Genomic DNA, 14,529 nt, shown 5'->3' on the forward strand with positions numbered 1-14,529 from the left:
TATGGAAACACTTCATTTTGAATTTGTGGCCACAGAGCCACCTGTAAAAAAAGCACTAGTAGGATGTGTTGGCTCGGGTGATTTAGAAATTTTGATGGAACCTGGTGAAACAGGAAAAGCTTCTATTCACGTGGTGACTTCGGTAGATGGCAGTGCAGCACGTTGGCACAATCTTTTTGAACGGATTTTTACTGCGCAAATACCGCCAGCGGTCAATATTGATATTCATGACTTTGGTGCAACTCCCGGTGTCGTTCGCTTACGTCTAGAACAAGCATTGGAGGAGATTGCTCATGACTGATATTCAGAGTTTGTTAAATAAACAAGATTTTATTGAACTCAGCGCAAGAGAGCGTGCCAAAGCGCTATTAGATGAAGGGACTTTTCGAGAGTTGCTCGACCCATTTGCACGTGTTATGTCGCCTTGGTTGGCTCAGCAAAATATTGTGCCGCAAGCAGATGATGGTGTAGTGATTGCAAAAGGATCTATTCAAGAACGCCCAGTGGTTCTAATTTCTATTGAAGGTTTATTTCAAGGCGGAAGTTTAGGTGAGGTGGGCGGTGCCAAAATTGCGGGTGCCTTAGAACTTGCAGTTGAAGACAATCTAAAAGGTATTCCAACAGCGGCAATTTTACTGTTGGAAACGGGCGGCGTTCGCTTACAAGAAGCAAATCTGGGGTTGGCTGCAATTGCCGAGATTCAGGCTGCAATTGTTAACTTACGTCAGTATCAACCCGTGATTGCAGTGGTCGCAGGCAGTGTAGGGTGCTTTGGCGGTATGTCAATTGCAGGTGGTCTATGTAGCTATATTGTAATGACACAAGAAGGACGTTTAGGCTTAAATGGCCCGCAAGTGATTGAACAAGAAGCTGGTGTTCAAGAATATAACGCCAAAGATCGTCCATTTATATGGAGTATTACTGGTGGTAATCAGCGTTTCGCTAGTGGTTTGGCAGATGCTTTTGTTGACGATGATCGCCAAAAAATTCGTCAGCAAGTCATCGATTATTTAACTCAAGGCGTGCCTCAGCAGCATCGTAGTTCACATTACTCATTCTATTTAGCGAAGCTACAACAAGTCGATACTGCTGAGCAGATTACCCCAGCACAAGTTCAAGCTTTGTATCAAGGAGAGCAAGCATGAATATCGCCGTTGATACATTAAAAGCATCTACTCGTGGTGCACATTGGTTTAAAGCACTGACGCAAGGCTTTAAGACAGTTGATGGTTTTCCAGCTTCGGTTTGGGTAGCTGATGGTCAGATTGATCAGCAAGTAGTACGTGTGATTGCAGTTGTCCAAGACAGCAATAATCTGTTCCCACGCGCGAGACAAGGTGAGGTTGGACTGCTGGAAGGCTGGAATTTAGCAAAAGCAGTTGATGACGTGATTCAAGCCGATGCTCAGACTGAAAATAAACGCGGCATTTTATGTTTGGTTGATGTCCCGAGTCAGGCCTATGGGCGCCGTGAAGAATTATTAGGTATTCATCAAGCTTTAGCGGGTGCAGTAGATAGCTATGCCAGAGCCAGATTGGCAGGCCATCCTATTGTGAGTTTATTGGTTGGTAAGTCGATGTCGGGAGCTTTCTTGGCGCATGGATACCAAGCCAATCGTATTATTGCCTTAAAAGATCCAGGTGTTATGGTGCATGCGATGGGTAAGGAATCTGCTGCACGCGTTACCTTGCGATCGGTTGATGAGTTAGAGCAATTGGCATCAAGCATTCCGCCAATGGCTTATGACATTGAAAGTTATGCAACTCTAGGTTTGTTATCTGAACTGTTATCTGTTGAAAACCCTGAACAACCGACAACCGATGATCTTTTGTTAGCGAAACAGGTGGTTGCTCAAGCATTTAAAGAAATTAATGCTGATCAATCGAGAGGATTGGAACAAAGGCTTCACGGCAAAAACCGTCAAATGTCTAAAAAGGTCCGTGAATTATTGCGCGAGCAATGGTCATGAAACTTAAGCTCGAAGCCCATGATTTATTGTGGGGTATGACGGTCGATTGCTTGGCTGATGATGCTCCGATTTGGGTGAAAGAGATATTGCAACGAGGCGATCCTGTTGTAGTTCGACGGTCAATTACTCCTGTAGATCAGGTGGCTGTGGGAGTAAGAGGGCAATTTCGTCATCAACGATATGCAGCTCAAATGCCACGATCAGAGATTAGCAGACAGCTTAAGCCAGAAGCGCTGATTCATGTAGATACGCAACAGTTTGAGCACTTGGCAGAACGTTTACAGAGTATTTCCAGCATTATGAAAAATTTTTCAGGATGTTGGGGATATACAGGAAGTTTTGGGTTTGAACTGGCAACGGGCATTAAAACAGTAACCGAGCAAAGTGACATAGATTTGTTGATTCGAGCTGAACAACCTTTTGCTAAAAAGCAGGCAATTGAACTACTCGAAAATTTTCAGCAAGCAGGGCTGAATGTGGATATACAGCTACAACTTTCACAAGGTGGGTTGGCGTTAAAAGAATGGGCTGGGAACAGTGAAAAAGTTCTATTGAAACGTCCTGATGGTGCTGTTTTAGTAGAAAACCCATGGAATTAGGGAATAGATATCATGGCTTCAATTTGGGTATATCCGGGACAAGGTGTGCAACGAAGCAATATGTTGCACGACTTACCTCAAACAGCTCTGGTTAAAGAATACCTTGAGCGTGCATCGGATGCACTCAAAGAAGATGTCTTGATGCTAGATAGTTCGGCTACATTGCAATCGACACGTGCAGTACAGCTTTGTTTACTGATTTCAGGTGTGGTGAGTTCTGCACTATTAACTGAGGAAAACTTAACACCTGATTATGTGGCTGGTCTATCAATTGGTGCATGGTCTGCTGCGGTTGTAGCAGAAGTTTTAGCCTTTGAGGATGCCGTTCGTTTGGTTGCCTATCGAGGTGAACTCATGCAAAACGCCTATCCAACGGGCTATGGTATGACTGCTCTGATTGGTACAGACCGTTCAGCTGTTGAAACATGGGTCAAACAGATTTATGAAATAGCGCCAGAGGTGTTTGTCGCAAATATTAATGCACATAACCAGATCGTTATTTCAGGAAGTTTTGAGGCCATGAACCAAGTTGCTGTTTTGGCAAAGCAACAAGGCGTGGTGGCAAAAAAATTAGATGTATCGGTGCCATCGCACTGTGAATTATTAAGTCAGCAAGCAACGCAACTTGCAGCGTCTATGGAGGGAGTGACTTTAAAGCAGCCTAAAATACGTTATTTAAGTGGTACAACGGCTCGTACGCTTAGCAGGCCAGAACAGATTGGTGATGACTTGGCTTTTAATATGAGTCGAACTGTAGATTGGGAAAGTACCATCCAAGCTGCATGGGAGCGAGGTGTGAGATTGCAGATCGAAGCTTTACCGGGAACGGTACTTACTACACTTGCACGCCGAACATTTAAAGAAGGAACCGTGTTGGCATTTCAAGGGACACGCATAGACACTATTCAGATGGCAATGCAAAAAGAACAGGCAAATTGTTTTTCTTTTTGAGTCAGATTTTACAAAAGCATAAATGATCCAAGGATATGAGGGATTGTCATGATTATATATGGAGTTGGTTTACTCGCACTTTGCACCTTGGTAGGTGTTATTGTTGGCGATCTGTTGGGCGTTTTATTGGGTGTAAAGTCCAATGTTGGTGGCGTGGGTATCGCCATGATTTTACTCATTTGTATACGGTTATGGATGGAAAAACGTGGTGTTATGACAGTTGAAACCGAAAAAGGCGTTTCATTCTGGGGCACCATGTATATTCCTGTTGTTGTTGCCATGGCAGCACAACAAAATGTGGTTACAGCATTATCTAGTGGACATATGGCACTTTTTGCGGCAGTAGTTTCGGTTATTGTTTGCACACTGACCATTGCAGGCTTAAGCCGCTACAACAAGGCAAGCCCTTTACCGAAGGAAGAAGACACCACATTAAACCGCATTGGAGGCAAAGTTCATGGTTGAATTATTATTAAAGGACTTAACCCATTTAGGTTTAATTACAGCTTTCGCCTTAATTGCTTTAATTATGTGGTTGTCGACCAAGCTATCTAAATATTTAACCAAGGGACGAGTGCATGCTTCAGCAATTGCGATTGTGATTGGTTTAATCTTGGCATGGTTTGGCGGAAAAATGACAGGTGGTGAAAAAGGGATTACCGATCTTGCACTTTTTACCGGTGTCGGACTCATGGGCGGTGCAATGCTTCGTGATTTTACCATTGTCGCAACTGCATTTGAGGTACAAGCGACTGAGGCGAAAAAAGCCGGATTTATTGGCGCTTTCTCTTTATTCCTCGGAACCATTTTGCCATTTATTGTCGGTTGTATGTTTGCATGGATTTTTGGTTATCGTGATGCGGTAAGCATTACCACAATTGGCGCAGGTGCAGTGACCTACATTGTGGGGCCAGTTACAGGTGCTGCCATTGGTGCGAGTTCTGAGGTCATGGCGCTTTCAATTGCAACGGGGCTGGTGAAAGCAATTTGTGTAATGGTTTCAACACCACTTACCGCAAAATTTATGGGATTAGACAATCCACGTTCTGCCATGATTTTTGGTGGCTTGGCAGGAACTGTGAGTGGTGTGTCGGCTGGTTTAGCAGCGACAGATCGCCGTTTGGTTCCTTACGGTGCGCTTACAGCAACGTTCCATACAGGTCTTGGTTGCTTAATGGGGCCGACTGTTTTGTTCTTTGCTGTTAAAGCTTTAGTCGGTTAATAAATATTTAATATTCAGTCAAAAAGGCCGTTGCTATTAACAACGGTCTTTTTTATTTTTGAAATTAGAGGCAAACATTCGACATTCAGCAATCAGAGCAAGTAAGTTTGGGTCTCGTTCCTTACTTTTTAAAAAGACGAGACCGATTTCTTGTTGCATGTGATATTGCTGTTTTAGTGGAATAAGTTTTACTGAACTTTCATAAACTGCAGAAATACGGCCGGGTAGTAGAGCAAAACCGACACCTGAGCTGACCATACTAATTAAGGTAAAAATATCATTGACCTGTAAAGCAACTTTTGGTGAAAAACCTGCTTTTTTAAAAATAATGTCGCTGTCGTTATGAGTTGCAAAACCCTTAGTTAAAGTTAAAAAAGTTTCTTCTTTTAAAAGGCTTAAATCAATATCTTTAAAATCGGCATATTTTGAATCTTTATTGACGGCCAAAAAAATGTCATCTGAAAACATCGGCAAAATTTCAAAGTCATCATCTTGAGTGGTTTCATTTAAAGCCACGATAATGGCATCAAGCTCGGTTGCTTTAAGCTTTTTCACCAAGTCCTGATTTGAACTCAGCAACAGTTGAATATCAAGCTCACTGCGTCTGAGTTTAAGGCCGCTAATCACATTTGGAATGGTGTTTACCGTCAAAGAATAAAGAGAACCTAGATGTAAAACCTTGGCTGCAAAACCTGCTGCTTCTCTGGTTTTATTTACGGTAATAAAAATGTCTTGTACGATTTTTTGTGCCCGTTCTTCAAAGACATAAGCACTTTTTAAAGGAATGAGGTTACGGCCTTCATTTTTAAAAAGAGGGCAACGTAAAGCGCTTTCTAAAGAGTGTAAGGCTTTATGAACACTGACATTACTCAACTGCATTTCTGTGGCTGTTTTAGACAAATTTCCACAGCGCATGAAAGCCAAAAAAATCTGTATTTTTTTAAGGGTGAGTTCTTCATCAATTTCCATATTAATCCCTTGAACCTGTTTCCCTAAAAACTATAGATTTGAGCTATAAAGTTACCACAAAATAAAGTCTATAAAATTGTGCTTAGGTCGAAGCATTTCTTTAGAGACTTGCTTCAACTCTTTGTTGAATGGTTTTGATAACCTGATCTAATGCATTTTGAATTTTAGTGTTCCATTCAAAAGAACAGTTAATTCTCAAATAATGCTGCTGTGCAGGTAAAACACTAAACAGAGGGCTTGGTGCAACGCCAATGTCTTGCTGAATCAACTCTTCATAAACTTGCATACTGTCTAGCGTACTAGGAAGTTTGACCCATAGAAAATAGCCACTTGGGTAGTAATACACTTCGCAAGAGCTCGGTAAATGCTGCTTTAAATAGTGATAAAACTGCTTTTTATAACGCTCAAGTGAAAGTCTAAGTGTACGCAAGTGCTTTTCATAATGATGATGAGATAAAAACTCAACCAATGCATTTTGAATAAGTGCATTTACTGAAATGGTACTCATAAGCTGCAAGTGTTGAATATGGTCTGAAAATTTACCCGCATAAACCCAACCGACCCGAAAACCTGCACCTAATGTTTTAGAAAAAGACGAGCAGTGAAGTACCAGATTTTGTTGGTCAAAATACTTCATTGAAAGTGGTTTTTGGCCGCCATAAAAAAGCTCTTCATAGACATCATCTTCAATCAAATAAATTTGATGCTCATGAAGTAGTTTGGCAATTTTATATTTTATGTCATCACTGACTGTAAAACCAATCGGGTTATGGGCATTCAACATCAGCCAACACACCTTGATTGGATATGTTTGAATGACTTGTTCAAAAGCTTCTAGGTCAAAACCATGCTGAGGATGTTCAGGAATGGTAATCACTTTAAGCCCTAAACGTTCTGCTGCCTGCCAAGCGCCATAAAACACGGTTTGCTGTAATAAAATATAATCGCCGGGTTGAGCAACGGCTTGTAGAGAAAGGTTAAGTGCATCCAAGCCTCCAGATGTAATGACAATGTCATCTGGGTCAGTCTGTATGCCCTGCATACAGTAGCGCTGAGCAATCAGTTTTCTTAAGGCTAAATTGCCTGGCGGTAAGCTTGTGGTCTGGTCATAACTTTGTCTTTGCCGCGCAAGCTGTCCCATAATTTGAATGAGTTTGGGAGCTGTTAAAAGCTGACTGTCCGGAAAAGCTGAACCAAAAGGTACGACAGATTCATGTTGAATTGACTTAAGATATTTAAAAACTAATGAGTTAATTTCAATTTTAGAATTGAGCGAAACAACTGAATATTGCTCGAGTGGCTTTAGTGCAATTTGTTCAGCAACAAAGTATCCAGACTTTTCTTTTGAATAGATCAGACCTTGTGATTCAAGCTCCTGATAAGCATTCATTACGGTCATTAAACTAAAGCCAGAGCGTTGTACCTGATCTCTTAATGAAGGTAATTTTTCATGCGCACTTAAAGTGCCACTTTCAATGAGTTGGCGAATGCTATGAGCGAGTTGTTCTGATTTATACATGTATGAGCTGCACGAAATAACAAAATGAAAGATGCACTTAATCAATAATAAATGCCGTTTGCAGAATCTACAAACGGCATTTGTTTAGAAGGTTGGAATTACTTTAAGTAAGGGGCTGCATAAATCAAGATGACTTTAAACAAACCCGTAATCACAGCTAAGGCTAAAAAACCACCGAGCCATAGCAGAATAAACCATTGGGTTTGATTGAGTTTAACGGATGACTTTTTCATAAAACCCTCCATACTTAATGATAGCCTTCATCACCTACACGGACTTTGTCTCTAAATACCCAGTAAGACACAATGGTGTAAGCAATAATGATTGGAATCAAAATAAGCGCACCGACCAGAGCAAACATTTGGCTTGAATGAGGTGCTGCAGCCTGCCAGATGGTGACTGATGGTGGAATAATATAAGGCCATAAACTAATTACAAAACCAGTAAATGCAAGGAAAACGAGGGCCAATGTATATGCAAATGGTTTGAGGTCGTGATCTTGCTTTTTACATGCTGATAAAATCAGACCAACAAATAATAAGACCAAAATCGGTACTGGGCTAAAATAGAAGAGGTTTGGTAAAGAGAACCAGCGATCTGCAATTTCAGGATGCGTCAACGGCGTATATAAACTCACGCCACCAAAAATAATGAGCAGTGCAATAATCAGTTTTGGCATAAGCTCATACATACGTTGCTGCAAACCTTTTTCGGTTTTTAAGATCAGCCATCCACATCCCAAAGTTGCATACATCGCAACTACACCAATACCTGTAAAGATCGTAAATGGAGATAACCAGTCAAATGGACCACCAGCATAAATACCATTTTCGGTTTTAATCCCTTGGATATAGGCACCTAAAATAATCCCTTGGAGGAAGCTGGTTAAAACTGAACCCCAAATAAAAGCCAAGTCCCAAAGGTGTTTGGTGCGATGAGCTTTAAAGCGGAATTCAAACGCCACGCCACGGAAAATCAGGGCAATCACCATGAAAATGATCGGTAAATATAGTGCTGATAAAACTGTTGAATAGACCAGTGGGAATGCAGCATATAGACCAGCGCCGCCGAGCACCATCCACGTTTCATTACCATCCCAGACAGGGGCCACGGTATTCATCATCACGTCACGTTCTTGGCTGTTCTTAATGAACGGGAACATAATCCCAATTCCTAAGTCGAAGCCATCCATGACCACATAAATCATGACACCTAAACCGATAATACCGACCCATATTAAAGAAAGATCAATCATGACGGTTCTCCCCAGAGTTTTGTTTGCTGTCAATATTTTCATCGACTGCACTAAGTGGACGCATTGGTGTTTTAAAGTGTCCTACGCCACCAGTTTCAACATTTGGTGAATCAATGAATGATGGACCTTTGTTAATTAGTTTTAAGGTGTAGTAAATACCGCTACCAAATACGATGGTATAGACCACCACAAAAATAAACAGGCTCAGTCCGACCTGATCTGCGGAAACCGTATGTGAAAGTCCATCTTTAGTTCGCATAATGCCGTATACAACCCACGGCTGACGGCCAACCTCAGTAGTTACCCAACCTGCAAGCATAGCGACATAACCAGATGGTCCCATCACCAAGGCAAATTTATGGAACCATGAAGTTTCATAGAGTTTTCCACGCTTACGTAACCAAAGTGCAATGAGTGACAAAGTGACCATGAGTACACCAAGACCCACCATCACACGGAAGCTCCAGAAAACAATCGTTGAATTTGGACGATCTTCAGGTGCGAAATCTTTTAAACCTGTCACTTGGCCATCTAAGCTATGCGTTAAAATTAAGCTACCCAAATAAGGAACACCCACTTCGAAGTGGTTACGTTCTTCTTTCATATCTGGAATTGCAAATAGCAATAACGGCATAGGTTCATTGTGGTTGGTTTCCCAGTGACCTTCCATTGCGGCAAGTTTGGCTGGTTGATGTTCACGGGTGTTTAAACCATGGTTATCACCAATGACTACTTGTAAACATGAAGTCACAAGCACCATCCAAAGACCCATCGAGAACGATTTTTTCACCAATTCATCACGACGGCCTTTTACTAAATGCCATGCAGATGTTCCGACGACCAATAATGATGAAACTAAGAAGGCGGCTGCACCCATGTGGGCAAAGCGGTAAGGGAAGGATGGGTTAAAGACAATTGCAAACCAGTCCTTTGGCACAATAATGCCATTTTCGATGGCAAAGCCTTGAGGGGTCTGCATCCAGCTATTCGAAGATAAGATCCAGAACATGGAAATACATGTTCCGATGGCCACCATAAGTGTTGCGAAGAAATGGGCTCGAGGACCAACACGTCCCCAACCAAATAACATAATGCCTAAGAAACCTGCTTCTAAGAAGAAGGCACTCAAGACTTCATAGGTAAGTAAAGGACCAGTAATACTTCCTGCAACGCGTGAAAATTCACTCCAGTTCGTACCGAACTGGTAACTCATGACTACGCCCGAGACCACACCCATACCAAAGGCAACGGCAAAGATCTTAATCCAGTACTTAAATAGATCTTTATAAATCGGGTTTTGGGTTCTTAACCATTTCCACTCTAACACTGCTAAAAAGCAGGCAAGACCGATGGAAGTGGCCGGAAAAATAATATGGAAGGATACTGTAAAAGCAAATTGTATTCGCGCTAATTCTAGAGCGGTTAGACCGAGGCTCATAAACTTTCCCCCTGTGAACTAGCTGATGATGGTTAAATGAGTTAAATACTTATTTTCAGGCAACAAAGTATTCTGACGATTAAACTTGCTTCTGTGATAAATGTTCTTAGCAAGTAAAATGCCAACAGGGTTAAGCAATATAATTGCTTGATATTTCAAGAGAATAGACTGATTGATTGTTCTCAATCTGTTAACAAAGTTTATGCTTGATGTTGCATTTGTAAAAATGCATGTTGCATTGAAACATTGATGAAATATCTGGCGATATGCAATAGATCGTCTCATGAAAACTACCTACCTTAAGAAGTTTCCTTAATCATGCACTTACTATTTTTGTATATGTAGATACAGAAATTTTTTATAAAACTATAACAGTCTGAAGCACTCATGAGGTGTGCTATAGTTTTTTTTCAAATATCTGTAGCTATGTATCCATTCCTCAAAAGTCCAAAATAAATGAACAAGATTTACGAATGGCCAAAATCACTTTCCAAAACAAAGTGAATGCGACTTTGGGTAATAAGCGCAGAATAGTTTCTTCTCTTTTATTCCTTTGTTGTTTTGCGTGAGGTCTGGTTGTTACGTAGGTTATTAAAGACCTGATTTAAGTGTAGCTCTTCTAAAATAGCTTGGATGTTAAAAAATGTTTATTACTTCTCAACTCAATGTCCTGCATAAAATTATTAAAAATCAGCCTATTCCTGTATCTATATTGGCTCAATTAGAGCAAACCTACGTTAATTTTGAAGCTACTTTATTAAGAGCGAAAGTACTCAGAGACTTTTCTAAATCTGAAACAGTATATTTAATTCAATCTCATATTGAGGCACAGCAAAGTAGTGTGGCTTATCTATTTTCACCATTTATTTTTGCTAACTTAAACAAGGCAGCTATTTATACAACGCCTGCAACTGCGCCTGTGCTTTCTATTCTTAATAAATATTACCAAGCTGAGAAGAAAGTACTCTTTAAAGTAGATGACGTTTTAGAAAGTCTAAAAATTTATATAGATTTGGAACTTGCAGAGCTTAATGAAGTTGAGTTTATTTATTTAAGCCTAATCAAGGCACTGTGCCGAAGTGATCTCTCTACCGTTTTTTTAATTACGAGTTTAGACGTAGATATCGAGCATTTAAAAGCACTGGAGCAATTTTTAAAGATCAAAATTTATTGGATTAAAACCACAAAAGATGATGACTTAAAAAACCTCAATGGCTTAGAAATGCGGAAATTATTATTCAAAAATAAAGATGAAACTTATGTCAAATTATGCGCGAAGTTTGCTCAAATGAACGCAGCATTGGTCGGTTTATGCGACACCTTTACTGCTGGTCAAATGACACATTTAATTGATGATATGTTTTATTCAGAGCATATTTTTGAAAAGTTATCTGTCTATTCAGAATATATACAAACACTTCTACAAAGCCAGCAGAGCATTAGACAAAAAGAGCTATCTTAGGGCTTGTTAGATGAGCTTTTTATGTTCGTGTTTGGGTTCTTATATAAAGAATGAATACAGTTATAAAAAAATAATCGTTTTCATGTGAAATAAATATTTTATGGTAAAAGCAAAGCAATATTGGTTTTACTTACATGACAAATTTAAATTTTGAGCATCATCTCGGTTCACTAACACATGCAGCACTTAGTCAGGCCCCAATTATTTCTCGCGTGTGGGGTGAAGGACCTTCAGAACGTTATGATGAATTGGCAAAAAATTTCAGACCAACTTTTGCCCGTATTAAAGAAGGGGCTTTAATCCGTGAGCAGCAGCATATTTTGCCTTATGAACAACTTCAGTGGCTCAAAGATATTGGTTTTACAAGGCTAAGACTTCCAAAAGCCCATGGGGGCTTTGATGCAACCATTCCTGAATTATTTGCATTACTCATTGAACTTGCAGAAGCGGACTCAAACTTACCGCAAGCTTTACGTGTGCACTTTGGTTTCACTGAAGATGTGTTGGTAAGTAAAGACAAAGCGTTTCAACAGCGTTGGCTTAGCCGAATTGCAAATGGCGAAACGGTGGGTAGTGCATGGTCGGAAGGTGGAAAGGAGTCAATTGATCAGTTCGAAACTCATTTGTATCGAGACAGTGACGGAAAAATTCGCGTTAAAGGTAAAAAATATTACACCACAGGAAGTTTATATGCCGATTGGGTTGACGTTGGTGTAACAGATTTAAAGGGTGAATCTGGCTCGGTCGTTGTTCGCCGTGAAGATGAAGGCGTCGAAATTGTTGATGACTGGAATGGCTTTGGTCAGCAACTCACCGCAAGCGGTACAGCATATTTCCATGATGTATTGGTCGACGAAACTGAAATTTTACCTGATGATGACCGTTTTAAATATTCAGCGGCTTACTATCAACTGGTTCAACTGGCAATCATTACAGGCCTAGGGCGTGCTGCAACCTATGATGTTTCTCAAGCTGTTGCTAAACGTACCCGAAACTATACGCATGCGAATGCCCAATTTGTAAAACAGGATCCGCAAATTTTACAAGTAGTGGGACAAATTCGTGGTGCAGCTTACAGTGCAGGGGCCATTGTTGAAAAAGTCGCACAAAGCTTACAACGTGCTTATTTGGCTGCATTTCAAAATAATGAGCAGCTTGAAGAAGAGCAAAATGCACTTGCCGAGCTTGAAAGTGCACAATCTCAAACGGTTATTACCGATCTAATTTTAAATGCTTCTACAATTTTATTTGACGCTTTAGGTGCTTCTGCAACAGACAAAGATTTAGGCCTAGATCGATACTGGCGTAATGTACGAACTTTATCTTCACATAACCCGAGAGTATTTAAAAATCGAATTATCGGTGATTTTAGTGTAAACGGAACATTACCTCCTTATCAATGGCGTATTGGTGAAGTGGCTAAACAATAAATTATAGTTTTAGATATTAAGCTGCTATTTTAGTGGCTTAATATTATTTTGATTTTTTAAATTAAATTATAAAAATCTATTAGAATAAAATCGTATTTTGTTTGGGGTATATATTATAAAGAAAATGTAAAAATTGCTTTAGTATAAAAATAAATAAAATGCTGGCGAATATTTTATGACTAAGAAAATTAGTTTTAATGCTTTTGAAATGAATTGTATTGCCCACCAATCTCCTGGATTATGGCGACATCCTCAAGATCGATCTGTTGAATATAAAGATTTAGAATATTGGACAGATTTAGCACAAATTCTTGAGCGTGGTTTTTTTGACGGTATTTTTATTGCAGATGTGCTTGGTATTTATGACGTTTATCATCAAAGTGCTGAACATGCCTTAACAGGTGCGGTACAAGTCCCTGTCAATGATCCACTACAGATTGTGCCAGCGATGGCAGCAGTCACAAAGCACTTGGGCTTTGGTGTCACGACCTCTATTTCCTTTGAACACCCTTATCCTTTTGCTAGACGTATTAGCACGTTAGACCATTTAACCAAAGGGCGAGTTGGATGGAATATCGTGACGTCTTATTTGGAAAGTGGTTCGAAAAACTTGGGTCTAAAAACTCAGGTTAATCATGACAATCGTTATGATATTGCTGATGAATATTTAGAAGTCCTTTACAAACTTTGGGAAGGGTCTTGGGAAGAAGGTTCGGTACTTCGTGACCGTGAAAGCGGTATTTTTGCTGACCATAAAAAAGTGCATCCAATTCAGCACGAGGGTAAATACTTTACTGTACCGGGTATCCATATTTGTGAGCCATCACCGCAGCGAACACCAGTACTTTACCAAGCAGGTGCATCTTCACGCGGACAGAAGTTTGCTAGTCAAAATGCCGAGTGCGTATTCATAGCAGCGCCGTCTAAAATCGCCACTAAAAAAGTGGTACAGGGTATTCGCCAGAAATTGGCTCAAGAAGGTCGCGACCCGTACTCTGTCAAAATTTATGCACTTTTGTCGATTGTCACTGATGAAACCGATGCAAAAGCTCAGGCTAAGTTTAAAGAATATCAAAGCTATGGAAGCTATGATGGCGCTTTAACATTGCTGTCTGGCTGGTCAGGTGTCGATTTTTCACAATATCAACCGACCGATAAAGTTGAATATATTCAAACCAACGCGATTCAATCTTTATTAGATTCTTATGTAAATGCGGATCCAGAGCGTGTTTGGACCATTGAAGAAATTGCAAACTGGAACAGCTTAGGTGGTAATGGGCCTGTGTTAGTGGGTTCGGCAGAAACAGTTTCAGATGCTCTACAGCAATGGGTTGAAGATACCGATATTGATGGCTTTAACTTGGCCTATATTTTGGCTCATCAAACCTTTGCCGATGTGGTTGAGTTTATTGTTCCAGAGTTGCAAAAACGAGGGGTATATCAAACCTCTTATGCACAAGGAACATTAAGAGAAAAACTATTTGGTGCTGGGCCATATTTACCTGAAAATCACCGCGGTGCAAAATATCGTAATCTAAAAGAGTTAAAACTTGCTGAAGCGAGTTAATATTTTGGAAAACCTTTAAATAAATAGCTGGTTAAATACCAGCTTTTATTTTGTCTTTTTATATCGATTTTACTGCTGAGTTAATAATGAAAAGATAATTCTATAATTGAGATTAAAACATCAGATTAATTTGTTTTTGTATTATGTG

At 40.1% G+C, this 14,529-nt stretch carries 15 protein-coding genes; 10 read left to right on the forward strand and 5 right to left on the reverse strand.

Translation table 11 applies throughout. The features are described from left to right. Position 1: 1 nt before the first annotated feature. Genes ODQ17_RS10740 through madM form a run of 7 tightly spaced genes read left to right on the forward strand, consistent with a single transcriptional unit; the run spans position 2 to position 4,741 of the window. Positions 2-301, forward strand: coding sequence for a malonate decarboxylase subunit delta (locus ODQ17_RS10740; protein ID WP_000448955.1), 300 nt, complete (start codon positions 2-4; stop codon positions 299-301). Beyond that, positions 294-1,145 (forward strand): biotin-independent malonate decarboxylase subunit beta, encoded by an 852-nt coding sequence (locus ODQ17_RS10745; RefSeq protein ID WP_322903530.1) that lies wholly within the window; start codon positions 294-296, stop codon positions 1,143-1,145. The genes ODQ17_RS10740 and ODQ17_RS10745 overlap by 8 nt, the downstream gene beginning before the upstream one ends. Then, positions 1,142-1,969, forward strand: coding sequence for a biotin-independent malonate decarboxylase subunit gamma (mdcE, locus tag ODQ17_RS10750; RefSeq protein ID WP_322903532.1), 828 nt, complete (start codon positions 1,142-1,144; stop codon positions 1,967-1,969). The genes ODQ17_RS10745 and mdcE overlap by 4 nt, the downstream gene beginning before the upstream one ends. Next, on the forward strand, positions 1,960-2,568 hold the full coding sequence (locus tag ODQ17_RS10755; RefSeq protein ID WP_322903534.1) for a malonate decarboxylase holo-ACP synthase: 609 nt from the start codon (positions 1,960-1,962) through the stop codon (positions 2,566-2,568). Before mdcE ends, ODQ17_RS10755 begins: the two co-directional genes overlap by 10 nt. A gap of 12 nt (positions 2,569-2,580) precedes the next feature. After that, positions 2,581-3,519, forward strand: coding sequence for a malonate decarboxylase subunit epsilon (gene mdcH, locus ODQ17_RS10760; protein ID WP_322903536.1), 939 nt, complete (start codon positions 2,581-2,583; stop codon positions 3,517-3,519). Between the two features lie 48 nt (positions 3,520-3,567). After that, positions 3,568-3,984, forward strand: coding sequence for a malonate transporter subunit MadL (gene madL / locus ODQ17_RS10765; RefSeq protein WP_005132242.1), 417 nt, complete (start codon positions 3,568-3,570; stop codon positions 3,982-3,984). Next, complete coding sequence (madM, locus tag ODQ17_RS10770) at positions 3,977-4,741, forward strand: malonate transporter subunit MadM (RefSeq protein ID WP_005132241.1); 765 nt, start codon at positions 3,977-3,979, stop codon at positions 4,739-4,741. The genes madL and madM overlap by 8 nt, the downstream gene beginning before the upstream one ends. A gap of 36 nt (positions 4,742-4,777) precedes the next feature. Here the strand turns inward: madM and ODQ17_RS10775 are convergent, their stop codons facing one another. The 5 genes from ODQ17_RS10775 to ODQ17_RS10795 form a co-directional block, all read right to left on the reverse strand. Beyond that, on the reverse strand, positions 4,778-5,710 hold the full coding sequence (locus tag ODQ17_RS10775) for a LysR family transcriptional regulator (RefSeq protein ID WP_005132240.1): 933 nt from the start codon (positions 5,708-5,710) through the stop codon (positions 4,778-4,780). A gap of 100 nt (positions 5,711-5,810) precedes the next feature. After that, a complete protein-coding gene (locus ODQ17_RS10780; RefSeq protein ID WP_107880161.1) occupies positions 5,811-7,229 on the reverse strand; it encodes an aminotransferase-like domain-containing protein in 1,419 nt (472 codons plus the stop codon). A 98-nt stretch (positions 7,230-7,327) separates the two neighbouring features. Continuing rightward, entirely contained in the window at positions 7,328-7,462 is a 135-nt protein-coding gene (locus ODQ17_RS10785) for a DUF2474 domain-containing protein (protein ID WP_322903540.1), read from the reverse strand. A 14-nt stretch (positions 7,463-7,476) separates the two neighbouring features. Continuing rightward, positions 7,477-8,484 (reverse strand): cytochrome d ubiquinol oxidase subunit II, encoded by a 1,008-nt coding sequence (cydB, locus tag ODQ17_RS10790; protein ID WP_060466432.1) that lies wholly within the window; start codon positions 8,482-8,484, stop codon positions 7,477-7,479. Then, positions 8,477-9,922, reverse strand: a complete 1,446-nt coding sequence (locus ODQ17_RS10795; RefSeq protein WP_013198175.1) for a cytochrome ubiquinol oxidase subunit I — start codon at positions 9,920-9,922, stop codon at positions 8,477-8,479. The genes cydB and ODQ17_RS10795 overlap by 8 nt, the downstream gene beginning before the upstream one ends. A 643-nt stretch (positions 9,923-10,565) precedes the next feature. On the opposite strand from ODQ17_RS10795, the gene ODQ17_RS10800 reads away from it, so the two are divergent. The 3 genes from ODQ17_RS10800 (at position 10,566) to ODQ17_RS10810 (ending at position 14,381) form a co-directional block, all read left to right on the forward strand. Continuing rightward, entirely contained in the window at positions 10,566-11,384 is an 819-nt protein-coding gene (locus tag ODQ17_RS10800; protein ID WP_322004111.1) for a hypothetical protein, read from the forward strand. 134 nt (positions 11,385-11,518) lie between these two features. Beyond that, complete coding sequence (locus tag ODQ17_RS10805; protein ID WP_322903542.1) at positions 11,519-12,814, forward strand: acyl-CoA dehydrogenase family protein; 1,296 nt, start codon at positions 11,519-11,521, stop codon at positions 12,812-12,814. A gap of 175 nt (positions 12,815-12,989) precedes the next feature. After that, positions 12,990-14,381, forward strand: coding sequence for an LLM class flavin-dependent oxidoreductase (locus ODQ17_RS10810; RefSeq protein WP_004642499.1), 1,392 nt, complete (start codon positions 12,990-12,992; stop codon positions 14,379-14,381). The last annotated feature ends 148 nt before the right edge of the window (positions 14,382-14,529 follow it).

Source organism: Acinetobacter sp. IRS14 (genome assembly GCF_034650275.1).
Taxonomy (GTDB): domain Bacteria; phylum Pseudomonadota; class Gammaproteobacteria; order Pseudomonadales; family Moraxellaceae; genus Acinetobacter; species Acinetobacter oleivorans.